The 26,650-nt window shown below is 63.6% G+C and carries 30 protein-coding genes and 1 pseudogene; 11 read left to right on the top strand and 20 right to left on the bottom strand.

The features are described 5' to 3' along the window. The first annotated feature begins 4 nt into the window (after nt 1-4). Complete coding sequence (locus FJ424_RS13210; RefSeq protein ID WP_140653365.1) at nt 5-1,561, top strand: glycosyltransferase; 1,557 nt, start codon at nt 5-7, stop codon at nt 1,559-1,561. Nucleotides 1,562-1,711: 150 nt separating this feature from the next. On the opposite strand, the gene FJ424_RS13205 is transcribed toward FJ424_RS13210, so the two are convergent. Further along, on the bottom strand, nt 1,712-2,941 hold the full coding sequence (locus tag FJ424_RS13205) for an MFS transporter (protein ID WP_181166801.1): 1,230 nt from the start codon (nt 2,939-2,941) through the stop codon (nt 1,712-1,714). Between the two features lie 164 nt (nt 2,942-3,105). On the opposite strand from FJ424_RS13205, the gene FJ424_RS13200 reads away from it, so the two are divergent. Next, complete coding sequence (locus FJ424_RS13200) at nt 3,106-3,975, top strand: helix-turn-helix transcriptional regulator (RefSeq protein WP_140653367.1); 870 nt, start codon at nt 3,106-3,108, stop codon at nt 3,973-3,975. A 125-nt stretch (nt 3,976-4,100) separates the two neighbouring features. Beyond that, complete coding sequence (locus FJ424_RS13195) at nt 4,101-4,670, top strand: dihydrofolate reductase family protein (protein ID WP_140653400.1); 570 nt, start codon at nt 4,101-4,103, stop codon at nt 4,668-4,670. Here FJ424_RS13195 and FJ424_RS13190 read toward each other — a convergent pair. The 7 genes from FJ424_RS13190 to FJ424_RS13160 all read right to left on the bottom strand — a co-directional run bounded on the left by FJ424_RS13190 (nt 4,667) and on the right by FJ424_RS13160 (nt 10,763). After that, nucleotides 4,667-5,602, bottom strand: a complete 936-nt coding sequence (locus FJ424_RS13190; RefSeq protein WP_126059768.1) for a ribose-phosphate pyrophosphokinase — start codon at nt 5,600-5,602, stop codon at nt 4,667-4,669. The two genes, FJ424_RS13195 and FJ424_RS13190, sit on opposite strands and share 4 nt — an antisense overlap. Before the next feature lie 189 nt (nt 5,603-5,791). Then, nucleotides 5,792-6,415 (bottom strand): hypothetical protein, encoded by a 624-nt coding sequence (locus tag FJ424_RS13185; protein WP_140653369.1) that lies wholly within the window; start codon nt 6,413-6,415, stop codon nt 5,792-5,794. Between the two features lie 55 nt (nt 6,416-6,470). Next, entirely contained in the window at nt 6,471-7,622 is a 1,152-nt protein-coding gene (locus FJ424_RS13180) for a Xaa-Pro peptidase family protein (protein ID WP_140653371.1), read from the bottom strand. Next, a complete protein-coding gene (pgeF, locus tag FJ424_RS13175) occupies nt 7,622-8,410 on the bottom strand; it encodes a peptidoglycan editing factor PgeF (RefSeq protein WP_140653373.1) in 789 nt (262 codons plus the stop codon). Before pgeF ends, FJ424_RS13180 begins: the two co-directional genes overlap by 1 nt. Nucleotides 8,411-8,498: 88 nt before the next feature. Continuing rightward, nucleotides 8,499-9,566: a class I SAM-dependent methyltransferase gene (locus FJ424_RS13170; protein WP_140653375.1), complete on the bottom strand. Its 1,068-nt coding sequence runs from the start codon at nt 9,564-9,566 to the stop codon at nt 8,499-8,501. Next, complete coding sequence (gene lgt, locus FJ424_RS13165; protein ID WP_140647559.1) at nt 9,563-10,417, bottom strand: prolipoprotein diacylglyceryl transferase; 855 nt, start codon at nt 10,415-10,417, stop codon at nt 9,563-9,565. Before lgt ends, FJ424_RS13170 begins: the two co-directional genes overlap by 4 nt. Nucleotides 10,418-10,523: 106 nt before the next feature. Continuing rightward, a complete protein-coding gene (locus FJ424_RS13160; protein ID WP_140647558.1) occupies nt 10,524-10,763 on the bottom strand; it encodes a BrnA antitoxin family protein in 240 nt (79 codons plus the stop codon). 210 nt (nt 10,764-10,973) lie between these two features. On the opposite strand from FJ424_RS13160, the gene FJ424_RS13155 reads away from it, so the two are divergent. From FJ424_RS13155 to FJ424_RS13145, 3 genes are all read left to right on the top strand, one after another. Further along, the gene (locus FJ424_RS13155; RefSeq protein WP_140647557.1) at nt 10,974-11,276 is read left to right on the top strand and encodes an accessory factor UbiK family protein; all 303 of its coding nucleotides are present in this window, start codon (nt 10,974-10,976) and stop codon (nt 11,274-11,276) included. A gap of 313 nt (nt 11,277-11,589) precedes the next feature. Beyond that, entirely contained in the window at nt 11,590-12,090 is a 501-nt protein-coding gene (locus FJ424_RS13150) for a YbjN domain-containing protein (protein ID WP_040989643.1), read from the top strand. An 18-nt stretch (nt 12,091-12,108) separates the two neighbouring features. Continuing rightward, nucleotides 12,109-12,468, top strand: coding sequence for a tRNA-binding protein (locus tag FJ424_RS13145; RefSeq protein ID WP_140653377.1), 360 nt, complete (start codon nt 12,109-12,111; stop codon nt 12,466-12,468). Here FJ424_RS13145 and FJ424_RS13140 read toward each other — a convergent pair. From FJ424_RS13140 to FJ424_RS13125, 4 genes are all read right to left on the bottom strand, one after another. Then, entirely contained in the window at nt 12,460-13,524 is a 1,065-nt protein-coding gene (locus tag FJ424_RS13140; RefSeq protein WP_140653402.1) for a glycosyltransferase family 1 protein, read from the bottom strand. The two genes, FJ424_RS13145 and FJ424_RS13140, sit on opposite strands and share 9 nt — an antisense overlap. A gap of 275 nt (nt 13,525-13,799) precedes the next feature. After that, a complete protein-coding gene (locus FJ424_RS13135; protein ID WP_140653379.1) occupies nt 13,800-15,215 on the bottom strand; it encodes an ATP-binding protein in 1,416 nt (471 codons plus the stop codon). A gap of 50 nt (nt 15,216-15,265) precedes the next feature. Further along, nucleotides 15,266-15,985, bottom strand: coding sequence for a response regulator transcription factor (locus FJ424_RS13130; protein WP_095766537.1), 720 nt, complete (start codon nt 15,983-15,985; stop codon nt 15,266-15,268). After that, nucleotides 15,972-16,499 carry a MarR family transcriptional regulator gene (locus FJ424_RS13125; protein WP_181175259.1) on the bottom strand — a complete coding sequence of 176 codons (528 nt, stop codon included), beginning with the start codon at nt 16,497-16,499 and terminating at the stop codon, nt 15,972-15,974. Before FJ424_RS13125 ends, FJ424_RS13130 begins: the two co-directional genes overlap by 14 nt. A gap of 261 nt (nt 16,500-16,760) precedes the next feature. On the opposite strand from FJ424_RS13125, the gene FJ424_RS13120 reads away from it, so the two are divergent. The 3 genes from FJ424_RS13120 (at nt 16,761) to FJ424_RS13110 (ending at nt 19,004) form a co-directional block, all read left to right on the top strand. Further along, nucleotides 16,761-17,654, top strand: a complete 894-nt coding sequence (locus tag FJ424_RS13120; protein ID WP_140653382.1) for a branched-chain amino acid aminotransferase — start codon at nt 16,761-16,763, stop codon at nt 17,652-17,654. A 146-nt stretch (nt 17,655-17,800) separates the two neighbouring features. Continuing rightward, entirely contained in the window at nt 17,801-18,109 is a 309-nt protein-coding gene (locus tag FJ424_RS13115) for a hypothetical protein (protein ID WP_140647552.1), read from the top strand. Nucleotides 18,110-18,362: 253 nt separating this feature from the next. Further along, the gene (locus FJ424_RS13110) at nt 18,363-19,004 is read left to right on the top strand and encodes an MBL fold metallo-hydrolase (protein WP_140647551.1); all 642 of its coding nucleotides are present in this window, start codon (nt 18,363-18,365) and stop codon (nt 19,002-19,004) included. Between the two features lie 68 nt (nt 19,005-19,072). Here FJ424_RS13110 and FJ424_RS13105 read toward each other — a convergent pair whose 3' ends face one another. From FJ424_RS13105 to FJ424_RS13095, 3 genes are all read right to left on the bottom strand, one after another. After that, a complete protein-coding gene (locus FJ424_RS13105; RefSeq protein ID WP_140647550.1) occupies nt 19,073-19,486 on the bottom strand; it encodes a BA14K family protein in 414 nt (137 codons plus the stop codon). 270 nt (nt 19,487-19,756) lie between these two features. Then, nucleotides 19,757-19,969 (bottom strand): cold-shock protein, encoded by a 213-nt coding sequence (locus FJ424_RS13100; RefSeq protein ID WP_006202521.1) that lies wholly within the window; start codon nt 19,967-19,969, stop codon nt 19,757-19,759. Nucleotides 19,970-20,207: 238 nt separating this feature from the next. Then, entirely contained in the window at nt 20,208-20,420 is a 213-nt protein-coding gene (locus FJ424_RS13095; RefSeq protein WP_006202520.1) for a cold-shock protein, read from the bottom strand. A gap of 448 nt (nt 20,421-20,868) precedes the next feature. Here FJ424_RS13095 and FJ424_RS13090 point away from each other — a divergent pair, with 448 nt between their 5' ends. Both FJ424_RS13090 and FJ424_RS13085 read left to right on the top strand, forming a co-directional pair. Beyond that, complete coding sequence (locus FJ424_RS13090; protein WP_140653384.1) at nt 20,869-21,270, top strand: Kazal-type serine protease inhibitor domain-containing protein; 402 nt, start codon at nt 20,869-20,871, stop codon at nt 21,268-21,270. Between the two features lie 192 nt (nt 21,271-21,462). Then, nucleotides 21,463-23,097, top strand: a complete 1,635-nt coding sequence (locus tag FJ424_RS13085; RefSeq protein ID WP_140653386.1) for a sulfotransferase — start codon at nt 21,463-21,465, stop codon at nt 23,095-23,097. 55 nt (nt 23,098-23,152) lie between these two features. On the opposite strand, the gene FJ424_RS13080 is transcribed toward FJ424_RS13085, so the two are convergent. The 5 genes and pseudogenes from FJ424_RS13080 to FJ424_RS13060 all read right to left on the bottom strand — a co-directional run bounded on the left by FJ424_RS13080 (nt 23,153) and on the right by FJ424_RS13060 (nt 26,497). Further along, nucleotides 23,153-23,506, bottom strand: coding sequence for a DUF1428 family protein (locus FJ424_RS13080; protein WP_140647568.1), 354 nt, complete (start codon nt 23,504-23,506; stop codon nt 23,153-23,155). Between the two features lie 108 nt (nt 23,507-23,614). Then, nucleotides 23,615-24,031 carry a glyoxalase/bleomycin resistance/extradiol dioxygenase family protein gene (locus FJ424_RS13075; protein WP_140647546.1) on the bottom strand — a complete coding sequence of 139 codons (417 nt, stop codon included), beginning with the start codon at nt 24,029-24,031 and terminating at the stop codon, nt 23,615-23,617. Between the two features lie 145 nt (nt 24,032-24,176). After that, on the bottom strand, nt 24,177-24,359 hold the full coding sequence (locus FJ424_RS13070; RefSeq protein WP_041012788.1) for a hypothetical protein: 183 nt from the start codon (nt 24,357-24,359) through the stop codon (nt 24,177-24,179). 91 nt (nt 24,360-24,450) lie between these two features. Next, a complete protein-coding gene (locus tag FJ424_RS13065) occupies nt 24,451-24,840 on the bottom strand; it encodes a nuclear transport factor 2 family protein (RefSeq protein ID WP_140647545.1) in 390 nt (129 codons plus the stop codon). Between the two features lie 131 nt (nt 24,841-24,971). Further along, a pseudogene (locus FJ424_RS13060) lies at nt 24,972-26,497 on the bottom strand (ABC-F family ATP-binding cassette domain-containing protein). Nucleotides 26,498-26,650 lie beyond the last annotated feature (153 nt).

Here is a 26,650-nt window from a genome sequence, read left to right as displayed (position 1 = left end):
TGCCATGGCGCGCCAGAAGCGTCAGGATTCGCAACTTGGAAGGATCTCGACCGTTGCTCGACGTCAAAAGCTTCCTTCCCCTTCAGACCGAGCTGGATGCTCTCACCTTTGCAATCGCCAAGGTCTATCTTGGGCGCACCTGGCATCCATCCACCAACATAATGTCCAGACTGGGCGTCCAATGGTAGTGTCCCGCTTAAATTGGGGACCAGAGAATGATTGCGACGTTGAGACGGCCACTTCATGCCGGCGGCTTGGCCATCACGTCGATCCGATGAGGTATGTTTCGCTTGGAACGTTTCCGATCCGGCGGCCGGTCCATGGCGGTCAGTTGAGGGTGAATGCCATCCACAGGGTCTTGCGGGATTGCGGATGGGAAACACGCCATGTCGTGGTCACTCCCAACCGCGGCGCCAAGCGGGAAATGGAGGCCGGCGATCTTTTCATCGAGATGCCGCGCAGCTTTCGCAAGAAGATGGCCCGGCGCAAATGGCGTTCCGATGTCGCCGCCGCTGAATTCATCGCAGGCAGCAAGTCCCATCGCCGCGAAATCGCAAGATTTCTCGACGGCTTCAGACCGGATGTCATCGCCCTGGAGCAGTGCTGGCTTTGGCCGGCCTTGCGCGAGTATGTTGAAACGTGCTCGCCCGAGGCACGCTTTTCAATCGTGTACAGTTCGCACAACGTCGAACAGGAAATACTGGCGCAGGAGGCCATGATCGCCGGCGCGGAAATGGACTTCTGGAGTGCTCAACGCGCGGCGGACATCGAGCCCGATCTTGCCGCAAAGGCAGACCTGATCGTCGCCGTCAGCGAGCAGGATGCAACCTATTTCCGCAAGCTCAATCCAAGCGTGGTGGTCGCCGCCAACGGCATTTGGCCGCGGGAAATGCCTATCGGCCTCGATCGTTGGGCGTCGCGGTTCGCCGGCCTGCGCACGGCGCTGTTCGTCGGCTCGGGCCATCCGCCCAACGCCCGCGGTTTTCTCCAGATGACGGGTCCGGACCTCGGTTTCCTTTCAGCCTCGGAGCGGATCGTGGTGGTCGGCGACGTTGCCGACCAGATACGCAACGATCCCGGATTCCCGCGGCACGGTGGCGCCGACAAAGCACGGATCGAGCTGCTCGGCGTGCAGGACGGCGCGACCCTCAGCGCGCTGATCGAGCTTGCCGATGTCGTGATGCTTCCGATCCTTGAGGGCGGCGGCACGAACATCAAGACCGCGGAAGCGCTGTACAATCGCAAGCCCGTCGTGGCGACGACTTTCGCGTTGCGCGGCTACGAGCAATTCAAGCATTGGCGGAATGTCCGGCTGGCCGACAGGCCGGATGACTTCCGGGATCTGCTGGCGCAGGCGCTCAGAAGCGAACCGGAGGAGCTGAAATCGGCGGATATCGCGCAGCTCGATACGCTGCTTTGGACTTCGACGCTTCGGCGGCTTTCCGAGCAGTTCGCAGCGCTGCCGAGGCGGCAACGCCAGGCGACGGCGAACCCGGCCAATGGCCGAGGCCGCTTTCTTCGCGGCCTTCTGCGGCGCCTGGGTTTGATCGGAAAGAGCTGATCTCGTGCGCAAGGGCGCCGAGAAAAGAACCTGCGTTTTGGGCAATGCAAGCGCTGCGCCATGAGATGCCGCCGGATCCGGGACCTTCAAGGTCTCAAACCCGGCGGCGATTATAGGCTGAACGGCGGCTTGGCCGCCGATCTCGCCGGCTCAGGCCTTCCGCGCTTCCTTCATGTCGGGCAGAAACACGGTCAGCAGGCCGAGGAAGGGCAGGTACGAGCAGATCTGGTAGACGAAGTCGATGCCCTTCATGTCGGCGACGACGCCGAGCACCGCGGCGGCGATGCCGCCCATGCCAAAGGCGAAGCCGAAGAAGATGCCGGCGATCATGCCGACGCGCCCCGGGACCAGTTCCTGCGCGAAAACGACGATGTTGGAGAAGGCCGACGACAGGATCAGGCCGATCAGCACGGTGAGCACCATCGTCCATTCCAGATTGGCGTAGGGCAGCGCCAGCGTGAAGGGCAGCACGCCGACGATCGAGAACCAGATCATCGCCTTCTGTCCATAGCGGTCGCCGAACGGACCGCCGAGCAGGATGCCCAGCGCCGAGGCGCCGAGGAACAGGAACAGCATCACCTGGCTCATCTGCACCGAAACGCCGAACTTATGCATGGCGTAGAAGGTGTAGTAGCTGGAGAGCGAGGCGATATAGGCGTTCTTGGTCAGCACCAGCAGCGTCAGCACGGCCAGCGCCCACATCACCTTCTTGCGCGCGAAGGGCGAGACATGGGCGGCCTGCTTGCGGGTGGCCAGCGAGGCGCGCAGACGGCTGTACCAGCCGCCGACCTGCCACAAGACGACGATGCCGATCAGCGAGCCGACGGCGAACCAGGAGATGCTGGTTTGCCCGAACGGCACGACGATGAAGGCGGCGAGCAGCGGGCCCATGGCCTGGCCGAAATTGCCGCCCACCTGGAACAGCGATTGCGCAAGGCCGAAGCGGCCGCCAGATGCAAAGCGGGCGATGCGCGAGGATTCCGGATGGAAGATCGCCGAGCCGATGCCGATCAGCGAGGCGCCGATCAGGAGCAGCCAGTAATGGCCGGCATGGGCGAGCACCACCAGGCCGACCAGCGACGAGGCCATGCCCCAGGGCAAGGAGTAGGGCATTGGCTTCTTGTCGGTGATCATGCCGATCACCGGCTGCAACAGCGAGGCCGTCACCTGGAAGGTGAAGGTCAGAAGGCCAATCTGCCAGAAATCGAGACCGTAATTGTCCTTGAGCAGCGGATAGATCGCCGAAAGCAGCGACTGCATGATGTCGTTGACGCAGTGGCAGAAGCTCACCGCAAGAATGACGGTGAAGGCCGTCGCCTGCGCCGAGATGTTGCTTGCCGGCGCCGGTGCGGCGACGGAGGTGGCGGTCGTATCAGTCAAGGCAATGCTCCGTAGTCTTGTTGGAGCATGATCTTGTCCGAAAACCGGTTCCCACTTTTCGGGATCATGCTCTAGGCGGCGAACCGCAGGCGGCCTTATAGGCCTGTTGCCAAGCGACTTCTTTCGTGGTTTGGTCCAATAGTTTCGCAAGTGGGCCACATCCGATGCCGAATAGCCGGGAGATATTCAGAGGCGACGCCGCCGAGCTCGGCCGGCTGCATGAAAGCCGCTGGCAATGGCTGGAACAGGCCGTCGGGCCGGCGGTCGCGCTGCCGACGGAATATCCGGACGGCTATCGCGTGCCGCAGCACCGCCACAGCCGCAGCCAGCTGCTGCACGCGCTGGTTGGCGTGGTCCTGGTGACGACCAGGCACGGGCGCTGGATGGTGCCGCCCGACCATGCGATGTGGATACCGGCCGGCACCGAGCACGCCGTCGAGATGCTCGGCGACGTCTCGATGCGCTCGGTCTATGTGATGCCGGACGCCATTGCCGGCCTGCCGGAAGGCTTGCGCGTCGTCGGCATCACCGAGCTGATGCACAGCCTGATCGTCGAATCGGAGAAGCTGCCGCAAGGCGGCGAGCTCGAAGGGCGCGCCGCGCTCGTCATGGGACTTTTGCTGCACGAGATCCCGAGCCTGCCGGAACGGCCGCTCGGCCTGCCTTTCCCGTCCGATCCGAAGCTCGCGGCGCTTTGCCGACGCTTCGTGGCAGCCCCTTCACCGCATGCGACGATCGACGAATGGGCGGATGCCGCGGGCATGAGCCGCCGCTCCTTCACCCGTGCCTTCCACCGCCAGACCGGGCTGTCGCTGTCGACCTGGCGCCAGCAGGCCTGCCTGTTCGCGGCGCTGCCGAGGCTTGCCGACGGCGAGCCGATCACCAGGGTGGCGCTCGATCTCGGCTATGACAGCGTGCCGGCCTTCATCACCATGTTCAAGCGCATGCTCGGGACGTCGCCGCGCGGCTATATGCGCGGCGCGCGCGATGCCGGTGAAAACCCGCGCCGAACAGGCGGTCCGATCGCCGCGTGAAAGCAGCGCCGGCGGTATTGAGCCGGTTCGCCCGTTCTCAGCACAGGTTCTATTTTCCAAATACTGATTGCGAATTGCAATCAGTTGTGCTCTTTTTGCTGGAGGCAAAATCGGGAGGAAGCCTAGTGGCGACGATCGTCTATGCCATGCTGACATCGCTGGATGGCTACATCGCCGGGCCGAGCGGAGACATCGACCTGCCGGTTCCCGAGGAAGAATTGCATCGGCATTTCAACGACGAGATGCGACGGACATCCATCGCGCTTTGCGGGCGCGGGATGTATGAAACCATGCGCTTCTGGGACAGCCCGGAGCGCGAGATCGCCGCTGAAGACGTCGAGCGGGATTTTGCCCGCGCCTGGCGAGAGACGCCGAAGGTCGTGTTTTCGACCACGCTTCAGGAGGTTGGGCCGAATGCCCGTCTGGCGAAAGGTGACGCGGAGGCGGTGGTGAGGGCGCTCAAGGCAGACACGGATGGCGAGATTTCCGTCGCTGGCGCCGAGCTTGCCGGGTATTTTGCGCGTGCCGCCCTGATCGACGAGTACCGGCTTTACGTGCATCCGGTCGTGCTGGGCGGCGGCAAGCCATATTTCCGGTCCGGCCTGTCGCTGGCGTTGAAGCCGCTCGGCACGGAGCGCCTTGCGCAAGGGGTGACGCTGCTGCGCTATGCGCCCGCGACGACCAGTTTTGATTAATCGAACAGGCTCGACACCGATTCTTCCGTGGCCGTGCGCGAGATCGCTTCGCCCATCAGGTCGGCGATCGAAATGACACGGATATTCGGCGCGTCGAGTACGCCCTGCGTCGGCTGGATGGAATCGGTGATCACCAATTCCTGCAGCTTCGATCCGGCGATGCGGGCAACGGCGCCGCCGGAGAGCACGCCATGGGTGATGTAGGCGGTGACGGAGGTCGCGCCATTGGCGAGCAGCGCGTCGGCCGCGTTGCAAAGCGTGCCGCCGGAATCGACGATGTCGTCGATCAGCAGGCAGTCCTTGCCGGCGACGGCGCCGATGATGTTCATGACTTCCGATTCGCCAGGGCGCTCGCGGCGTTTGTCGACGATGGCGAGCTGCGCGTCGAAACGCTTGGCCAGCGCGCGCGCCCGCACCACGCCGCCGATGTCGGGCGACACGACGACGACGTTGCCGAGCTGCTTGTACTTGGCTTTCACGTCGCGGGCCATCACCGGCACCGAGAACAGATTGTCGGTCGGGATATCGAAGAAACCCTGGATCTGGCCGGCATGCAAATCGAGCGTCAGCACGCGGTCGGCACCGGCGCGGGTGATCATGTTGGCGACCAGCTTGGCCGAGATCGGCGTGCGGCCGGAGGCGCGGCGGTCCTGCCTTGCATAGCCGAAATAGGGGATGACCGCCGTGATGCGTCGTGCCGAGGAGCGCATGAAGGCGTCCATCATGATGAGCAGTTCCATCAGATGGTCATTGGTCGGATAAGAGGTCGACTGCAGGATGAAGACATCCTCGCCGCGCACGTTTTCCTGGATCTCGACGAAGATCTCCTGGTCGGCGAAGCGCCTGACGCTGGCCTTCCCCAGCGGGATGTTGAGATAGCGAGCGACCGCTTCGGCCAGCACCCGGTTGGAATTGCCCGCGAAAAGCTTCATGCACCGTTCCTGGTGAAGGATGGAGAGGCCGGAGAGACTCTCATAAGCCTTTTATGCGGGCTTTTAGCGGGCCGGGCCGGTATTGCAAGCCTCGTTGTGGGGAATCCTTCCGGCGACCGCAACAAACACGGAAAACATCGCAAGCCGGCAACAGTTTGGCCGGCAACAGTTTGGCCGGCAACAGTTCGGTCAACCGGCGCCGCCGCCGAGCCAGGCGGCGAACTGGTCGATCGTCTGGTCGGCGATGGCCTGCATGGTCGCGGGCGCCACCGTGGGCCAGCCCTCGCCGCTGCCGGCCGCAGGCGCCTTCTGCTGGCCATTGATGCGGTGCAGGCGATTGCCGGAGGGGTCGTAGATGTCCCAGACATAGATCACGGTCGTGTCCTTGCCCTCGGACATCGTCGAAAAATAGCCTTTCAGCACATGCGTGGCCGTCTGGTCCGTGCTGCCGACAAGCGTCAGGCCGCGCTGCCGGGCTCGGGTCTGCAGTTCCGCCGTCAGGGGCGCCGCGGCCTCCACCGTGGCGCCGACGATCGGCGCCACCTGCAGCCGCGTCCTGGCGAGAGCGGCGGTCTGTGCCGGCGTTGCGCGTGTCGCGGGCGACGCTGCGATGGAAGGCGCGGGCGAGGGGGCGGGCGCGGTCGTGGTCGGAGACGTGGCCGTTGTCGATGAGCCCTGCGGGGCAGGCAAAGACTGGGCCGAACTCGCCGGCGAGGTGATGGCAGAAGGTTCCAGTACGTCCTTGGCGTTGGTGCAGGCGCCAAGCGCCAGCGCCGCAAGCAATGACACGGTCGTCACCCGCGATCGTCTCATTTGCCTGAAAACTCCCTACTGGCGAACGCCCCCGCGTGAACCAACCATTATGGATTCACTGCACGATCAAGTCGAGATCATGGCGCGACAGCGGCTTCGGCGCCGATTCCGTGGTGAGGTAGGTGCGGCCAAGCGTCATTGCGCTCTCGGTCTCGGAGTCCATGATGATCATGTGCGCGAACAGCGTCATATTGGGTGCAATCGGTTCCGTGTTGCCCTGGTAGAACATCGGCATGTCCATCCAGGACGGCGTGAAGCGGGCGCCGACCGAATAGCCGCAGGCATTCAGCCGATGCTTGGTCAGATTGTGCGCTTCGAGCGTGCGGGCATGCGCGTCGAAGACATCGCCGAACGTGTTGCCCGGCGTCATCGCCTTTTCGACCGCGAGCAGGGCGGCACGGGAAGCGTCGAACAATTCCTGGTGACGTTTCGACACCTTGCCGGTCAGCACGGTGCGCATCATGGGAGCATGATAGTGGTGGAAGACGCCGGCCCATTCGAGCGTCAGCTGGTCGTTCTTGGTGAGCTTGCGGCGGCCGGCCTTGTAGCGGCAGAGCAAGGCATCGGCGCCGGAGCCGATGATATACTCGTTGGCGGGATAGTCGCCGCCGCCGGCAAAGACCGCGCCCTGCATGGCGGCAAGGATGAGCCCTTCGTCGCCGCCCTGCTTGATCAGGGGCAGGGCGGCGTCCAGCGCGTCGTCGGAAAGATTGGCGGCCTTTTCCGCCTTGGCGATTTCGGCCGGGCTCTTGAACAGGCGCAGGCGGCCGACGATGCCGGAAGCATCGGCGATCTGGCCGAAGGTCTGCAATTGCTCGTCGAGGCGGCGGCCGTTGTAGGCGGTCAGGCCGTGGGTGTCGTATTCGACGCCGATGCGGGCGCCGAGCAGATCGAGATCGTTGAGCAGGTTGCGCAGGTCGATCGCCGGGTTGGCGCCCTGACGATCGGTCCACAGCACGATGTTTTCGATGGTCGAGGTATGGCGCGCCTGCCTGAGATCGGCCGAACGGGTGAGCAGCACCATCGAACCGTCGGCCTTCACCACCAGGCACTGGAAGAAGCAGAAGCCGAACGTGTCGTAGCCGGTCAGCCAGTACATACTCTCCTGCGCGAACAACAGCACGGCATCGAGCTTCTTCTCGGCCATCTCGATCAGCAGCCGATCGCGCCGCGCGTCGAATTCCGATCGTTCGAAATGCAGCGCCATTACTCTTTCTCCAGGACGATTGCCGAAACCTGGCGCCCGTAATCCGCTTCCTTGCGGTGTGTGGTGCGCCGGTAGGAATAGAAAAGGTCTTCTTCCGCGTAAGTGCAGCGGCCAAGGCCCTCGGCGGTCACGCCGGCCTTGCGCAGCCGGTCGACCGTATATTGGTTGAGGTCGAACATCGAGTGGCCGGCGGTCTTCGATGGCCTGAAATAGCGGGGGTTGTCGGCATCGGCCTCGACGAAGCGGGCGACGAATTCCGGCCCGACCTCGTAATTGTCGGGGCCGATGGAAGGACCGAGCACGGCGACGATGCGCTCGCGGCGGGCGCCGAGGCCTTCCATGGCAAGGATGGTGTTCTCGAGCACGCCGGTGAAGGCGCCTTTCCAGCCCGCATGGGCGGCACCGATGATGCGCGCCTCGGCATCGGCAAACAACACCGGCCCGCAATCGGCGGTCGAGGCGCCGACGGCGATGCCCGGACGGTCGGTGACGATGGCATCGGCCTTCGGGCGAGGGCCCGCGAAGGGTTCCCTGGCCACAATGACATCCGGCGAGTGGACCTGGTGCGCTGTCAACAGGTGATCGGCCGGCACCCCCATCCAGTCGGCAACGCGTCGCCGGTTCTCGGCGACCAGTGTCTGATCGTCGCTGGAGCCCGTGCCGATGTTGAGCCCCCGATAGATGCCGTCGGAGACGCCGCCGATGCGGGTGAAATAGCCGTGGCGCATGCCTTGCGCCTTTTCAAGCAGCGGCGAGCGTACTGGATCTGGTCTGGTCTGATTCAGCATGGTTGGGTTTGTCGTCCGTGCAAGGCGGTTTCGTCAAGGCGAAGTTCGGACGACAAAGAGGGCCAGGCGGCAGGACGCGCCCGCCGGCTCAAGCAGCTCTCGTCGCCGGCAGGATCTTCATAACCTTGAAAAGCTCGCCCATCGCGTCGGGGCCGGCCAAGCGTTCGACCGCGTCGGAGATGGCTTGACGCGTCTTGGGATCGGCATCGGCGCCGAGCGTGCCGGCACGTTCGAGCAGGCCCATGCCAAGCAGGAATTCGCCTTGGGTCGACAATTGCGCATCGAGGCCGTGAGCGCGCGCCATATCGGCAAGGGGGGCGAAATCGACATGGGCGGTGAGATCGGCTTCACCCGGATTGGCCAAAACGTCTTCGCGCTGATGCCGGCGCAGCGCCTGGAAAGTGTCGCCGATCCCGGGCTGGAGGTGGCCGTAGTCGATAAAGAGGCCGGCGCCGCCCTGGCCGGCAATGCGTTCGGCGATCGCCGCCATCAGCGCGGAGCGGCCGGGCGCGATTTCGACGATGGCGCCTTGCGGCGCATCGGCCGCGGCGGCCGGCAGCAGTGCCGGATCGACAGACCCCGCGCCGGCGAAGAAGTGCAGTTCATCGGCGCCGTCGAGGCCGACCATGCGCTCGCGCCAGCTTTCGCCGACATGCACGAACTGCCGGATCGGCACTGCGTCGAAGAGTTCGTTGCCGACGATGAAAAGCGACTGCCGCGGCAGCGTGTCGACGGTCTGATACCAGTCCAGCTTTGCGTCTTGGCCGGCAAGCGTCTCTCTTTGGATTTCGACAAGGCGCGGGCTGGTCTCGATGAGGGCAAACGAGACCTTGCCGGCAAGTGCCGGGTCGAGCCGCGACCAGGTGCGCAGCATGTCCTTCATCAAGGTGCCGCGGCCGGGACCGATCTCGGCGAAGGTCGCGGGCAATGGCCGGCCGGCACCTTGCCAGGCCCGGTAGAGCCAGACCGCGACAAGCTCGCCGAACATCTGGCTGATCTCGGGCGCGGTGATGAAGTCGCCGGCGGCGCCGAAGGGCTCGCGCGTGGTGTAGTAACCGGCGTCGGGATCGAACAGGCAGAGCGCCATATATTCGCTGACCGGGATCGGCCCCGTCGCGCCGATCAGGCCTTTGATGCGCTCCTTCAACCGGGTCATGCCGTCCGCGGTTGCGCCATCGGCTTTGCGGTGACCATGGCCCAGATGCCGGCGAGCACCATCGGCGTGGACAGGATCATGCCCATGGTCAGCCAGTTGGTGCCGAGCAGGTAGCCGAGCTGCTGGTCGGGCTCGCGGAAGAACTCGACGAAGATGCGCGACAAGCCGTAGCCGCAGATGAAGGCGCCGCCGACGAAGCGCGGCGTTTTCAGCTTGAGGCGCGAATGGGTGAGGAAGCGCAGCACCAGAAACAGCACCAGGCCTTCGAGCAAGGCCTCGTAGAGCTGGCTAGGGTGGCGAGTGAAGGGTCCGCCATTGGGGAATTCGATCGCCCATGGCACGTCCGAAGGCCGGCCCCAGAGCTCCGAATTGATGAAGTTCGCGACACGGACCAGGCCCAGCCCAACCGGCACGCCGGCCGACACCACATCGAACAATGTCCAGGTGTGGATGCGGCGCTTGAGCGAAAACAGCGTCATGGCGAGAATGACGCCGAGAAGGCCGCCATGGAACGACATGCCGCCCTGCCAGACGGCGAAGATGTCGAGCGGATGCGCGATGTAGCGCGGCAGGTCGTAGAAGAGCACGTACCCGGTGCGTCCGCCGAGCACGACGCCGATCGCCGCCCAGACGATGAAGTCGTCAAGGTCCTCGGGCTTCATCGGCAGGCGGCCGTCCGGCCAGAGGCGAGAATTGGTGACGAGGCGCTTGGCGTACCACCAGGCGAACAGGATGCCGACGATATAGCCGACGCCGTACCAGTGCACTGCGAGCGGCCCGATGTTGACGATGACCGGATCGATGTTGGGGAAGGGCAGGGAGGCCAGCGGCAGCAGGAAATATTCGCTCAAACTGGGGTCTCCCGGTTGCGGTCGTCTGTCGGGCGCGGACCATGCGGCAGGGTTTTGGCAGGGTCAAGGCAAGGTGGTGATTGCCTTGATTGTCACAGAGGTGGTCTTAAACCGGTGGCTTGCCGACGACAATTTGCCTTAGAGCGTCGTTGATCCTGTCCTGCCAGCCGGGACCATCTTCCTGGAAGTGGTCCAGCACAGCTCGATCGATCCTGATCGAAACAAGCTCTCTGACGTTTGGCGCGGTGGCGGGCTCGCGAATCGGGGGCGCCGGTTTTTTGACTGGCTTGAAGGCGGCTTCCGCGGCGGCCATCGGATTTGTCGGTCGGCGTGGGGGCGTTGCCATTGGTTGACCCTGGACTGAAGAGCGCTGAAGCAATACGCAACACACTAGGCGATTGGGTGCCCTCAAGTACAGTCTGGGGCGCTTGCGGAGCTTTGCATAAGGCAATTCACCGCCATGCGCCATAGCACGCACAGGACCCATCAACCCGTAACGTTCTTGCATTCCGCGGCGCTCGCCACTACGTCAAAACGACAAAAGCGAGGATCTGCCATGTCGACCGGACCGAACCGCATTCTCGATGAATTCGCAAAGATCATGACCGACGCCGCGGGTGCCGCGCAGGGCGTGCGGCGCGAAGTGGAGACGGCGTTCCGGGCTCAGGCCGAGCGCATGCTGAACTCCATGGATATCGTGCAGCGCGAAGAGTTCGAGGCCGTTCGCGAGATGGCGGTCAAGGCGAGGGAAGACAACATCCAGTTGGCGACGCGCGTCGAGGCGCTCGAGGCCAAGCTTGCCGAACTGACCGGACAAGCCGCACCTACGGGTGCTGCAAAGCCCCGCGCAAAAAAATAATCGTTAAACTTTTCCACATAGCGCGATCCGAAAAATCGCTTTGCCGTGAATCGCTTACCAGCATTGCATGAATCTCTGTGACAGCCACCTTTCCACATGCGGATGACGCAGTGCGAAAAATTGGGCTGTTCACGCGACTCCCGATCAATAGACTGAATTTGTTGCATGATTCGAAGCAGGGTCATGCGCCGGGCGGTGGGGTCCGGTTGGGTCTTTGCGTTGGGAAGTCCTGACCGTCCGAGTTCTAGACAAGATTGTTCGTCGTGTGTGCCCCGCGGAGCGTGTGGCGCTCCCCTGAACACAGGAAGCATTCATGGAACTCCTCGAACTCGAATTCTCCCGCGAAATCCACCCGGTGGATGTCATCGAGCAGGTGGCCCACAACAACGACTGGTCCTTCGAGCGCGCCGGCGACGACGAGATTTCGATTTCGGTGGCCGGCAGTTGGACCGATTACCATGTCTCCTTTTCCTGGATGGAGGATTTCGAGGCGCTGCATCTGGCCTGCGCCTTCGACATCAAGGTGCCGGAGACGCGCGCGCTGGAAGTGATGCGGCTGTTGTCGCTGATCAACGAACAGATGCTGTTCGGTCATTTCGATCTGTGGGAACAGGAAGGCGCTATCATGTTCCGGCAGTCGCTGCTGCTTGCTGGCGGGGTCGAGCCCTCGAGCCAGCAGGTCGAGGTGCTTCTGTCGTCGGCGTTAGAGGCATGCGAATGCTATTTCCAGGCCTTCCAGTTCGTCGTCTGGTCGGGTACATCGGCCAAGGACGCGCTATCCAGCGTGCTCTTCGAGACCCATGGAAACGCCTGAGCCAGGCCGATATCGCCGATGAGTTCCAGCAGCGAGCGCAAGCCGGAGATCAGCTTTGCCGATTTCGACCGTATCGACATCCGTGCCGGCACGATCGTCGAGGCCGAGCCGTTTCCGGAAGCGCGCAAGCCGGCGATCAAGCTGAAGATCGATTTCGGTCCGGCGATCGGGGTGAAGAAGTCGTCGGCGCAAATCACCAAATACTACGCGCCGGAAACGCTGATCGGCCGCCAGGTCTTCGCGGTGGTCAATTTCCCGCCGCGCCAGATCGGCCCGTTCATGTCGGACGTGCTGACGCTCGGCTTTCCCGATGAAGAAGGCGCGGTCGTGCTCGGCGCCATCGAACGCAAGGTGCCGGACGGCGGGCGTTTATTCTAGGACGAGCCTGGGGCGAGCTGGAGCCAGCTGATCCTGATCGGCGCGCTTGCCTGGCATTCCCAGCGCTTCGTCGACCACGTCGAGGAACATTTCGGCGCAGGCCTGCCAGCTGTAGCGCATCGCGCGCTGGCGTGCCTCGGCGCGATCGACGTGAAGCGCCTTCATCGCCGCCTCGCCCAGATCGTTCGATACGGCCCCCCCGACGCCATCGCCGACAATGTCGATCGGTCCGGTCACTGGATAGGCGGCGACGGGCGTTCCGCTGGCCAGCGCCTCGATGATGACGTTGCCGAAGGTGTCGGTGCGGCTCGGGAAGACGAAGACGTCGGCCGACGCATAGATCTCGGCCAGCTCGTCGTTCGGGCGGTGGCCGAGGAAATTCGCCTTGGGATAGCGCGCCTTGAGCTTTGCCAGCTCCGGTCCTTCGCCGACGATAATCTTGCTGCCGGGCAAATCGAGATCGAGGAAGGCGGTCAGGTTCTTTTCGATCGCGACGCGGCCGACGCACAGGAAAACCGGGCGGGGGAAGCCGGTTTCCTTGCGCTTGTCGGGCCGGAAATGGTCTGTGTCGACGCCGCGTGTCCAGGGCCTCAGCTTGTTGAAGCCACGCGCAGCGAGATCGTCCGCCAGCGATTGCGTCGCGACGAGCGTGCCCTGTCCCGAATTGTGGAAGTCGCGCAGCCAATTGTAGGCCCAGCTCTCCGGCACCGGCAGGCGGGCGCTGAGATATTCGGGAAAGCGTGTGTGGTAGCTGGTGGTGAAGGGGCGGCCAATCCTTCGGCAATGGCGGCGCGCCATGATGCCGAGCGGACCTTCGGTGACGATGTGGATGTGGTCGGCCTTGGCGGCGTCGATCATACGCGCGACATGGCCAGGCGTCGTCAATGCGAGCCGGATGTCGGGATAGGTCGGCATCGGCAAGGTGTGAAAGAGGTTCGGCGTCAGGAAATCGAGCTCGACGTCGAAAGGTTTCAGCGCCTCGGTGAGACGTTCCAGCGTGTGCACCACGCCATTGATCTGGGGCCGCCATGCGTCGGTGACCATCAGGATCCGCATGGCGATCCCGATGCGCATGACGGTCCTTTGCCGCGATAGTTCCTGGTCGCGCCGGCGTGGTGCCGGAACGGCAGCCAGGCAGCAGCTCGCGCCTCGCTCCAGCGCACCCGGGCGGGCACGGGATCGAAGCGGGGCGGCAGGGCCGAATCAACGAAGGTCGCGCGCTTCATGCGCGCTCTTGACCATGATTTCATGACGGGCGGATGAAGCTGCTTTTTTGATCGAGCATGATCTTATCCGAAAACCGGCTTTCACTTTTCGGGATCATGCTCGGGCTAGGCAGGAACCTTGATGACGGCGCGCAGGCCGCCGAGCGGGCTGTCCTCGAGACCGATGTCGCCGCCGTGGCTGCGGGCGATGTCGCGGGCGATCGACAGGCCAAGTCCGGTGCCGCTGGCGTCGAGGTTGCGCGCCTCGTCGAGCCGCAGGAAAGGCTTGAAAACCTCTTCGCGCTTGTCGGGCGCGATGCCGGGGCCGTTGTCGTCGATGGTGACGGTGAGCGAGCCGCGGCCGTGATTGGCGTGGACCTCGACGGTCTTGGCATAGCGGAAGGCATTGCCGATGACGTTCGACAGCAAACGGGCAAAGGCGTTCGGCCGCACATGCACGGTCGGATCGCCGGTCAGCGCCGTCGTGAGCTTGCAGCCGCGCAATTGCGCTTCCTCGCCGAGTTTCTGGAAATAGGTTTCGAGATCGAAACGGCCGGTGTCCTCCGCCCCCTCGCCGCGGGCAAAGGAAAGATAGCCCTCCAGCATCGACTGCATGTCGTCGATGTCCTGGTTCAGCGCCGCCTTGGTCTCGGATTTGCCGCCGGCCAGCGCCAGTTGCAGCTTGAAGCGGGTGAGGATGGTCCTGAGGTCGTGGCTGACGCCGGTCAGCATCGCGGTGCGCTGCTCGATCTGGCGCTCGATGCGCTCACGCATCTGGATGAAGGCGAAGCCGGCGCGACGGACTTCCTCGGCGCCGCGCGGGCGGAAATCGCGCGGCATCGGCCGACCCTTGCCGAAACTCTCGGCGGCCTCGGCGAGCGTCAGGATCGGCCTGATCTGATTGCGCAGGAAGGGGATGGCGATCATCAACAGCACCAGAGAGGTGCCGACCATCCAGATCAGGAAGATGTGGGTGTTGGAGGCATAAGCCTGGCTGCGCCGCACGAAGACGCGCAGCACTTTGCCTTCAAGCTGGACGCGAACCTCGACGACGTTGGAGTTTCCGACCGTGTCGATCCAGAACGGACGGTTGATCTGCTTCGTGATCTCCGACGACAAGGCCTCGTCGAGGATCGAGAAGAACGGTTTCGGGCCGGGCGGCGGCAGCGGATCTGGCGGCAGCAGATCCACCTTCAACTGCATGCGGTCCTGGGCGATGCGGATGATGTTGGCGTAATCGGCGTCGTGCGGATAGGTCTCCATCATGTCGATGACGGCCGCTATGTCCGAGATAGTCGCCTGCGACAGGCGCTGCGTGACCGTCTGCCAATGGCGCTCCATGAAGACGAAGGCGACCACCGACTGCAGCAGGATCATCGGGGCGATCACGATGATCAGCGAGCGGGCGTAAAGCCGCTTCGGCATATAGAGCGCGACCAGACGCCAGAACCGGTTCCAGGCGCGCGGCATCGCCCTCAGCGTCCGCAATGCGAGATCGCCGAGACCGCTTCCTTTCGGCTTGTCCAGTTGCGTGGTCGCCATTCGCCTTCCGCTCGTCGATGGCCGTTCAGCAAAGGGCCTTCGACGGTAGCTTATTCGACGCTGAGCCGATACCCAATACCGCGCACCGTCTGCAGCCACACGGGATTGGACGGATCGCGCTCGATCTTGCGGCGCAGCCGGTTGATCTGCACGTCGATGGTGCGCTCGCCGACATCCGATTCATCGCCCACCAGCTCATGGCGCGGTATGGTCTCACCCGCACGCGCAGCGAAGATCGCGAGGATCTCCTGCTCGCGGTCGGTCAGCTTAAGCGCCTCGCCGCCGCGCTTCAATTCGCGCTTGGCGATCTGGAACGTGTAGGGCCCGAACACCAGCTGCTCCACCTTCGGCGTCGCCGCCGGGCCGCCACGGCGCAGGATGTTGTTGATGCGCAGGATCAGCTCGCGCGGATCGAACGGTTTCGGCAGGTAGTCATCGGCGCCGGCTTCCAGCCCGGTGATGCGGCTGTCGGTCTCGGACAGCGCCGTCAGCATCAGGATCGGCACGTTCTTCTCGGCCCGCAGCGCCTTGGTGAGGTCGACGCCGGTCTCGCCCGGCATCATCACGTCGAGCACCAGAAGGTCGAAGTCGAGGCCGGCGAGCTTGCGCCTGGCCTCGCCGGAATTGCCGGCCACGGTGACGCGAAAACCGTTCTCGGACAGATACTGCTTGAGCAGGTTGCGGATACGCGTGTCGTCGTCGACGACCAGGAGATGCGGCGCGTCATCGTCGGGCGCTGACGGATGATCAACCTTCTCAATGGTCTCCATGGTTCTTCCCCGATGTTTGCGCAGGCACAATGTCGATCTGCGCTCTTAGTTCCGGATTGACCATCGCTTCCAGGAAGCGCTCGATCGTGGCGCGTTCGGTGGTTCCGGAATCCTCCAATGCCGCACGGATGCGGCGTGACTGTGGCCGTGCCAGCGCCAAGGCCAACGCGCGACCCTTGGCGGTCGGATAGAGTTCGCGCTGCCGGCGGTCGCGCGGACCCTGCACCTGGACGATATGGTCGGTGTCGATCAACTGCTTCAAAACCCGCGCGAGGCTCTGCTTGGTGATCTTCAGCACATCGAGCAATTCGGCGACGGTGAGGCCCGGCCTGCGGTTGACGAAGTGCAGCACGCGATGATGGGCGCGGCCGAAGCCGTAATCGGCCAGGATCTGGTCCGGATCGGAGGTGAAATCGCGATAGGCGAAGAAAAACAGTTCGATGATGGCGAAGTCGATGCCGTCCTCATCGGCGATCGCCGTCCTGATCGGTTTACCGGCTGCGGTGGTCGTCATCATTTCTCCATGCGAGGCGGGAATTATGTCAGTACTATTGACGTAATTTCCGGACAATGATAATTTTTGACAAGCTTTTCGGCGGATTGCGAACGAAAAGGCAAGGGGAAGCCGTTTTTCTGGAACTTCCTGAGTTTGCCACGGATTGAATATCCGCCTACGCTTTCAAGCATTGGCCAGTCTTTCGGATCCTGTGGCGGGGCCGGTACGAAAGGCTTTAAAACACAACGATTTGCGGGCACTCGCCCGCGGGAGGTTTCCATGGCATCCGTTCCCTTCGATCAATTGGACGGCTTCATCTGGATGAACGGCGAGTTCGTCAAATGGGCCGACGCCAAGATCCATGTGCTGACCCATGGCCTGCACTATGCCAGCGCCGTCTTCGAGGGCGAGCGCGCCTATGGCGGCCAGATTTTCAAGCTGACCGAACATAATGAGCGCCTGCATGAATCGGCGCGCCTGCTCGGCTTCAAGATTCCCTATCCGGTCGCCGAGATCGACGAGGCCTGCCGCACGCTGTTGAAGAAACAGGGTTTCCAGGACGCCTATGTGCGCCCGATCGCCTGGCGCGGCAGCGAGCAGATGGGTGTTTCGGCGCAGAACAACCGTATCAACTGCGCCATCGCCATCTGGCAGTGGCCGAGCTATTTCGACCCCGCGCAGAAGCTCAAGGGCATCCGCCTCGATGTCGCCGAATGGCGCCGGCCGGATCCGCGCACCGCGCCGTCCAAGTCGAAGGCCGCGGGCCTCTACATGATCTGCACGCTGTCCAAGCACGCCGCCGAGGCCAAGGGCTACGCCGACGCCATGATGCTCGATTGGCGCGGCCAGGTGGCGGAAGCCACCGGCGCCAACATCTTCTTCGTCAAGGACGGCAAGATCCATACGCCCACGCCCGACTGCTTCCTCGACGGCATAACCCGCCGCACGGTGATCGGCCTGGCGAAGGACCGCGGTTTCGAATTGATCGAGCGCGTCATCATGCCGGAGGAACTCGAAGGTTTCGAGCAGTGTTTCCTCACCGGCACCGCCGCCGAGGTCACGCCGGTTTCCGAGATCGGTCCATACCGATTCGAGGTCGGCGAGATCGCCAAGACGTTGATGAATGACTATTCCGCCGCGGTGCAGCCGAAGCACGCAATCGCTGCAGAATAGCGATAGTCACAGCTTTTTTGTGCAATAGGGGCGGTTTTCGAGCCGCCCCTTTTATTTAAGCGCACGCGCATTTGACTTTCAAACAATTCAGCGTCTCATGATGGCGTCGGCCCGAGGAGGCTGGCGGCTATGGAGGGACTAGTTACATGGACAGCAACACGATTATCCAGATCGTTGTACAGGTAATTGCCGGCGTTATCGGTGGCCAGGCGGTTGGCGCGGCGTTGAAGCAGGCGGCGATGGGCCAAGTCACCAAAATCCTCGGCGGTGCGATCGGCGGCGTCGGCGGCGCGGCCATTCTCGGCAGTTTGCTCGGCGGCGGCGGCGTTGACGCGGCAGCGGCGGCGGGCGGCATCGGCAGCGCGCTCGACCTGAAGAACCTCCTCGGCGGCGTTGGTGGTGGCGCGATCCTGACCGGCATCATCGGCGCGGTCATGAATGCGATGAAGAAATAGGTCGGGTTCTTTCGGACCTTTGCCATGGGCGGCCTTGGCCGCCCATTCCTTTTGGGAACATGGCCGGCGGCCTCGGCCGCCCATTCGTTTTGGAGCATGGCCGGCGGCCTCGGCCGCCCACTCGTTTTGGAACATGGCCGGCGGCCGCCTCGGCCGCGCATTTCCTCCCGAAGTTCGGACAATGGTGGACGAGGTTCGCCGGGCTGTCTACATCAGGCGACACTTCGAAGGAAACCGGTGGGGAAGGAAAGCCATGGGTCAGCTCAATGCCAGCATCGTGCCGGTCACGCTCTTCCAGCAGAACTGCACCATCCTGTTCGACATGGACGACAGGAACGGCGTCGTCGTTGATCCCGGCGGCGATGTCGACAAAATACTGTCGGTGCTGAAGGACAATGCCATCACCGCCGGCGCGATCTGGATCACGCACGGCCATATCGACCACGCCGGCGGCGCGATGGAACTGAAGGATGCGCTGGGCATCGACATCATCGGCCCGCACGAGGCCGACAAGCCACTGCTTGCCAATCTCGAGAACCAGGCCAAGCGCTTCGGCCTCACCGACCCGGTGCGCAATTGCGTGCCGGACCGTTTTCTGACCGAAGGCGAGGTCGTGTCCTTCGGCGGCCATCGGTTCGAGGTGCTGCATTGCCCGGGGCATGCGCCGGGCCATGTCGTCTACTACAACCGGGCGGCCAAGTTCGCGCATGTCGGCGACGTGCTGTTCCGGGGCTCGATCGGGCGCACCGATCTGCCCGGCGGCGACCATGCCGCGCTGATCGCCTCGATCAAGGACAAGCTTCTGCCGCTTGGCGACGACATCGGTTTCATCTGCGGCCATGGCCCGGGCAGCCGCTTTGGCGACGAGCGGCGGACCAATCCGTTTCTGACCTGACCCCGCAGGCAAAGAAAAAGCGCCGCTGGAGGCGGCGCTTTTGCCCGGGGCAGGGAACCCTGGTTTTCTTAATTGGCAACGCAGAAATGCTGGGCGCCATCATTGCCGGTGAAGGTGCCGGTGCGCGAATTGAAGCTGCGGTAGCGATCCGAGCAATACTCGTACCAGCCGCGGGTCCACGGTTCGGCGTAGCGGTCGGCATAGACGACACGCGGCTGCTGCACGTAGTAGCGACGCACCGGCCGGTCGACATAATAGCCGTCATCATAGGCCGGGTCGTAATAGCGCGGCCCAGGGTTGCTGAGCGCACTGCCGATCAGGGCGCCCGCCGCGAGGCCGACAACGCCGGCAGCAAGGGCGTCACCGCCGTGACTGCGGTGATGGTGCCAGCGCCAGTCGTCGGCATTGGCCGCCGAGAAGGTGGCCAAGGTGGTCGCGGCAATGCCAACGCTCAGGATGGCGGTCTTGAGAAAGCTATTCATTTTCGGTCTCCTTCGCGCCGGCCCGCGCATTTTTCGGGGGATACGGACCGGCTTTAGCAAAGGTTAATAGAAGACCGTGGCTGAACGGAGGCTGAACGGAAGTCGGCGCAAACGATTTTTCGTGGCTTGCCGATTTTCAAGCCCGGGCGACTTTTGGAGCCTGGGCGATTTTTTTGAAGCCGGGGCGACTTTTCCGGGCCTGGGCACGATCCATTCCGGGCGGGAGCGGTCCCGCCTGAAAGGCCTCCGTCGGATCCGTCGTGGGCCGGCTTAGCCGATCGACAGATTGACGGCCTTCGGACCCTTGCCGCGCTTGTCCGGCTCGGTGTCGAATGTCACTTTCTGCCCATCCTCAAGACCGGGAAGGCCCGACGCCTGCACAGCCGAGATATGGACGAAGACATCCTTCGCGCCATCATCGGGCGTGATGAAGCCGAAGCCCTTGGCATGGTTGAAGAATTTGACGGTGCCGGTCTGCGGCATGGGAAACTCCTTTGATCCCATCAAGTCAAGTCTCGGGCCGGCAAACTGCCCGAGAGGAAATTTGTCCTTTATTTTAGCGCTATCGGCAAGAGAAAGTTTTCGCCTGCCGATCCAAGCATTTGCGCGCAAAAAAGGCGCGACCGTCTCGGTCGCGCCTTCGCAATTTCAGGCCTGTGCAGAAGCCGGTTCATGATCCTGCCGCACCATTGCATCCGCAAGGATAAGGCTGTTGCGGGGATCAGGCGGCGCGCAGGTTGACCGCCTTCGGGCCCTTGCCCATGCGGTCCGGCTCGACGTCGAAGGTGACCTTCTGGCCGTCGACCAGCGTACGCAGGCCTGAGGCCTCGATCGCGGAAATGTGGACGAACACGTCCTTGGCGCCACCATCCGGCGTGATGAAGCCGAAGCCTTTGGTGGCATTGAAGAACTTTACGGTACCGGTCTGGGCCATTGGGGAAACTCCTTCACCCGTGTCAGTCTTGTGGTTCGCCCGCTGCCTCGCGCCTCGGGCAAATCCCGGTGGTTGCTTCGGCGGTCATGCATTCGCGCATGGTCAAACCCCCCGCCGAAAAACGGGGTTGTCAGAGATTCACACTTATCGGGGAAAGGTCGTCCAAAACGTTCCGCTCTCCGGGTCGCAAATGCCCGAACATGATTTTTATTACACGGAAACGTGATGCTTGCAAGACGACGCTCGCGGGCGGCCCGCGGCGCGTCCAACGCTGGGGCCTCGATAGACCCGGCCTCATCACCGGTCATCGGCCAGAGACGGGCCAAGCATGGGCCAGAATGAGGGTAGCGACCATGGGTCGTGCGCTCCACAAACGATGGTTGCGTTTACCGCGCGGGATGCGAGTATATCGCGAGCCGGCATCACGCGTCGGGATGGAGGGGGACATATGCGGTTTCTTGCGGTCTCGCGGCAGGGTGTCGTCATTTTCATGCTGTCCGCGCTGCTGGCAGCCTGTACTGTCGTCGTCGACGATGGGCCGCGCCCGCGGCCGCCCCGGCCACATCCGCAGCTCTGCACCATGCAATACGAACCGGTCTGCGCGCGGCGCGGCGGCGACCGCCAGACCTTCGCCAATGCCTGCCTGGCCGAAAGGGAAGGCTACCGCATCGTGCGCGATGGTCCTTGCCGCGATGGTGGTGGTGGAGGCGGTGGCGGCGGGGAGCAGACGTTCTGCACGCGCGAATACGCGCCGGTCTGCGCCAGGCGACATGGGCAAGTGCGCAGCTTCCCGAACGCATGCGAGGCCCGCGCGGCGGACTATCGCATCGTCGGCGACGGGCCGTGCTGAGAAAACCGCGGTATCCATCCGCGCAAATGGACACCGCGACGCGCGCTAACGCTTTGTCTTGAATCTCTTGCCCGCATGGCTTAGGTCCGGCGGACCAACAAATACGGCAGGTTTCCCATTAGCAAAGATCACAGAAGAGCGGCAAACGCCGGCGGCAGGCCAGGTGGCTCGGCCAGCCCGCTCGACCCGTATGTGCAAAAGGCGCTGCAACTGCATCAGGCGGGGCGCCGCCAGGAGGCCGAGGCGCTCTACCGGCAGGTCCTGGGGCAGCAGCCGAACCATGCCGCCGCGCTGCATTTCCTCGGATTGCTGCTGCACCAGACCGGCAGGAGCGAGGAAGGGCTCGATCTCCTCGAGCAGTCGGTGACGCTGCAACCCGAGAATGCCGACTTCCTCAACAATATGGGCACGGTCATGCGTGACCTCGGGCGCGTCGCCGCCGCGATCGATTTCTTCCGCGGCGCGGTCGATATCCGACCCGACCAACTGGCCGCGCGCGACAATCTCGGTTCGTCGTTGACGCAGCTCGGGCAGTTCGACGCCGCCGAGGAGATCTATCGCGGCACAATCGGCCGCAATCCGTTCCATGTCCGCGCGCGTGTCGGTCTCGCCGAAACGCTGCAGGAAGCCGGGCGGTTGGACGAGGCGATCAAGCTGTTCCGCGAGGCGCTGTCGATCCGGCCCAAGGACGCCGAGCTGCTCTACGGGCTGGGCGTCGCGATGATGGAGAAGGGCAAGCTCGACGAGGCAACCGATCTCGCCCGCCAGGCGCTGGCGATCGCCCCGAACATGGCCAGGGCCTGGCTGCTGCTCACGCAGGTCAAGCGCCAGACCGAGCGCGACAAGGAGCTTTCCGGAATGGAGGCCGAGCACGCCAAGGCGCCGCAGGGCAGCCTCGCGCGCATGCAGCTCTCCTTCGGCCTGGGCAAGGTCAATGACGACCTCAAGGACTATGGCCGCGCTTTCGACTATTTCGCCGAGGGCAATGCCATCCGCCGCAAGGCGATCGACTACGACCCCGCGCGCACGCGCGGCGAATTCGAGGCGATGAAGGCGGCCTTCGACACGGTCTTCTTCGAGAAGCACAAGCCAAGCGGCATTTCCGATGACACGCCGATCTTCGTCGTCGGCATGCCGCGTTCCGGCACCACGCTGGTCGAGCAGATCATCGCCAGCCACCCGCAGGTCCTTGGCGCCGGCGAGTTGAACATCCTGAAGACGGCCGTCGGCAAGCAGTTTCCGATGAACATGCCGGGCGGCTTCCCGGCCGGTATCGCCGACATGCCCGGCAAGGCGTTCGCCGAAGCCGGCCAGGCCTATCTCGACATGCTGCATACCCGCTATCCGGGGTACCGCCATGTCACCGACAAGATGCCGGGCAACTTCCTTCTGGTCGGCTTCCTGCACATGATGCTGCCGAAGGCCAAGATCGTCCATTGCGCGCGCGACGCGGCGGCGACGTGCCTGTCGATCTTCAAGGTGCATTTCCGCGGCGACAGCCATCGCTACGGCTATGATCTCGGCGAGCTCGCCGATTTCCACAACCTCTACACCGACATCATGGCGCACTGGCACAAGGTGCTGCCGGGCGTCGTGCACGATGTGCGCTACGAGGATTTCGTCGCCGACCAGGAAGGGCAGACGCGGGCGCTGATGGCGTATCTCGGCCTGCCTTGGGACGACAAGGTCCTGTCGTTCCACGAGACGGACCGGCCGGTGCGTACCGCATCGGCGGCGCAGGTGCGCCAGCCGATGTATCAGGGCTCGGTCGATCTGTGGAAGCGTTATGGGGACCGGCTGAAGCCGCTGCTGGATAAGCTAGCGTAGCAGGGCGAAGCCTCTCGGCTTCGTCATAGGATGACGAAGCGAAGGGCCGAGTTCCTCAAAGCTCCACGAACGGCTGGAAGCCGCCGAAGATCATGCGCTTGCCGTCGAATGGCATGGCAGACCAGTCCATCTTGAGGCGCTCGTCGGCCATCACCTTGGCCATGACCGCGTCGCGGCTCTGTCTGGACTCGTAGACGACCCAGGCGAAGATGACGATTTCATCGTCCTTCGCCTGCACGGCGCGCGGGAACGAGGTCAGCTCGCCATAGGGCACGTCGTCGCCGACGCATTCGACGTAGGCGAGCGCGCCATGCTCCTTCCAGACGGCGCCGGCGTTAGCAGCCATTTTCTTGTACGCATCGAGATTTGCCTTCGGCACGGCGAGCACGAAGCCATCGACATAGGACATGGTGGACTCCTCTTTGCTGAAATCAGGCGCCGGGCCGGCGGGGGTGCGACCCGGCGCGAGTGAGCGCGACATGCCCGCCATTGGCGGGCGCCGCTGCTCGCCAGGAAATCACTTCACCGGCGCGTTCATCGCCCAGGCGACGCCGAAGGGGTCTTTCACCTGGCCCCAGCGGTCGCCCCAGAACATCACCTGCAGCGGGGTGACGACTTCGCAGCCGGCATCGACCGCGCGCTTCCACCAGGCATCGATATCGTCGCCGCCGAGATGGAGCTGCAGCGTGTAGCCCTGCGCCGCCTGGTGCGGATGGCCGTGCTCGGGATAGGCATCGCCCAGCATCAGCGTCGAGCCGTTGACGTAGAGATGGATGTGCATGGTGCGGCCCTTGTCGTCCGGCGGATAGGCGAACACTTCCTCCGCGCCGAAAGCCTTCTTGTAGAATTCGGCGGCCTTGATGGCGCCGTCGACCTGCAGGTAGGGGGTCAATCCGCCAAGGACCTTGGCGCGGGGCGGGGTCTGGTCGTTCATTCTCGTGTTCCTCTTCACGGGGTTGATCTGGCCACCCAAGGACGGACGAACCGGCGGCGATCCTACATGCCTCTCGAAAATTTCTTAAAGGGCCGGTTCCCGGCAGCCGGGGCGACCGGAGAACAATCGCATTGGATATGCCACTTTATATGACCTTCGCCGAGAAGGTGGCGGCACGGCGGCTTTCCCGCGTTTCGAAAATCTCCGGAAAGCCGATGTCCTTGCGCAACTCGGCGGGCAGCGAAAGCAGGATGCGCTCGCTGCGATGACGGGCACGCGCCGCGGCATACCGGTTGGCGAGGCGGCCGATGGATGACAGTACCGACATGTTGGTTCTCCCTGGTTGATGCCGGCATCACCGTGTCGGCATCCCAAGGACGAGGCGGCAACAGGCGATCCGACAGATCGCCTCAATCTTTTCAGAACACCGACGCCGCCAGCGCGGTGTCGTAATATTCCACCATCTCGATGATCTCGCCGTCGCGCACCGTCCAGAAATTGGCGGTGCGCATGATGAACTCCTCGCCGGTGGCGCGGCGTGTCATGTAGATCTCGACCTGCGCGGCGACCTTGTCGCCGCCGTCGATGATCTCGACCGGGACGAAGTGCCGGTATTCGAAGTCATCGTCGAGCGCCAGGAGCCTGGCGAGGAATTCCTGCTTGCCATGCGCGGTGCCGGCATGACGCGATTGCCGGGGATCGGCAATCCAGCGGAATACGACATCCTCGGCGCAATGGGCGAGGGCGCCCTCGATGTCGCGGTCCGCATAGGCTTTGTAGAGATTGCTGACGATTTCCACTGCACGCATGGCCCGTTCCCTCCATGGCTGAGCAATTCAAGATGCTCCTTTTTAGCAGATGGAAAAGTATTGCCGGGCCGGCAGCAAAGCCTGCCGGGCCGGCGTTGCTTCGAATGCCGGCCCGGCAGATGTATCGTCTCTCAGTTCGGCGTTTCGGCGACGGAGCGGAAGAACGCTTCCGGGTCGTCGACTTCGGTCAGCCGCCGCCTGTCGATCAGCCAGAAGCGGTTGCCGACGGCGCGGATGAAGGAGCGGTCATGCGAGGCAAGCAGGCAGCTCGCCTGATGCTTCAGCAATTCGTCCTCCAACGCTTCCTGACCGTCGATATCGAGGTGGTTGGTCGGCTCGTCGAGCAGATAGAAATTGGGATGGATGAGCCGCAGTACCAGCATCATCAGTCTCGACTTCTGTCCGCCGGACAGAAGGCCGATCTTCCGCTCCTGCATTTCGATGGCGATGCCGGCGCCGGCGAGCAGAGAACGGGCGCGCTGCTCGCCGACATCGAAGCGGCGCGAGAGCATCGCCAGCGGCGTGTCGTCGCCATCGATGCCCGACAACGCCTGATCGCTGTAGCCGAGCGCGGTCGAGGGCGTCACCTTGACGTTCGCGACCGAACCTGGCTCGGCGACGGCGTCGCGGATCATCGCGATGAAGCGCGTCTTACCGACGCCGTTTCGGCCGAGCAGCACGATGCGATCGTCTTGGCAGATATGGCGCTTGCCGGTCCTGAACAGCAGCGTGCCGTCAGGGGTTTCGACCGCCGCGTCCTCGAGCGTGATCAGCACCTTGGCGTGGGTGCCGCGGTTGGCGAGCCGGATTGCGCCGGCCGAGCGTTCGCGGTGAGCCGCCACCGCCGCATCTTCCAGCTTCTCCGCCCGCTCCTTGAGCTGCCTGGTCTTCACCGTCAAAAGGTCGCTGCCGGAATTGATGCCGATATTGTTCAGCTTGGCGGCCTGCTTGCGCAGCTGCTGGGCGGTTTTCATGTCGCGCTCGAACTTCCGCGCCGTCGCCGCATCGACCTCGTCGAGGCCTGCCTGGCGCGCGAATACGGCAAGGCGAACACCGGTGAGTCCTCCGGACGCAGGAACAGTGTGCGGTTGGTGGTGGCGTCGAGGAAGGCGCGGTCGTGGCTGGCGATGATCACCGGCACCTCGCGGGGCAACGCGTTGAGCCATGTCTCGAGTTGGCTGATCCTGGCAAGGTCGAGATGATTGGTTGGCTCGTCGAGCAGGAGCACGTCCGGATCGGTGACCCAGACGCGCGCGATCAGCGCCAGCCGCTGCCAGCCGCCGCTCAAGGCGCGCATTCTCCGCTCGCGCATGTCCTCCGGCACGTCGAGCGAATCCAGCACCACGTCAACGCGCCAGAGCTCGCTGTCGCGCTGTTCGGGCGGCAAAGCATCGGCGACGGCGTCATGGAAGCTGCGGTCGAGCAGCGCGTCGGGGACGGATTGCTCGACATGGCCGACGCGCAAGCCGCGCGAGCGGGTGATGTCGCCGGTGGTGGCTTCGAATTCGCCGGCCAGGCATTTGAGCAAGGTGGATTTGCCACGGCCATTGGCCGCGACGATGCCGAGCCGGTCGCCGGCGCCGATGATGAGGTCGAGATTGGAAAAAAGCGGCGCACTCATGGTGACGCCGAGGGATTTGAGGCTGATCAGGGCCATGTCGATATCTCTGGTCTTGCCGACACTTTGTTGGAGCATGATCCCGAAAAACGGTTCCCATTTTCGGGATCATGCTCTAGGCCGTAGTGACGATTTAAGGAATTGGGATTCCCACGGGCCGGCAAATCAGATTCAACGCTGATTTTTGGGGAT

The sequence above is a fragment of the Mesorhizobium sp. B3-1-8 genome, assembly GCF_006439495.1.
GTDB lineage: Bacteria > Pseudomonadota > Alphaproteobacteria > Rhizobiales > Rhizobiaceae > Mesorhizobium.
Note: the sequence above shows the minus strand (reverse complement) of the source record. Positions and strands in the feature narration are given on the sequence as shown.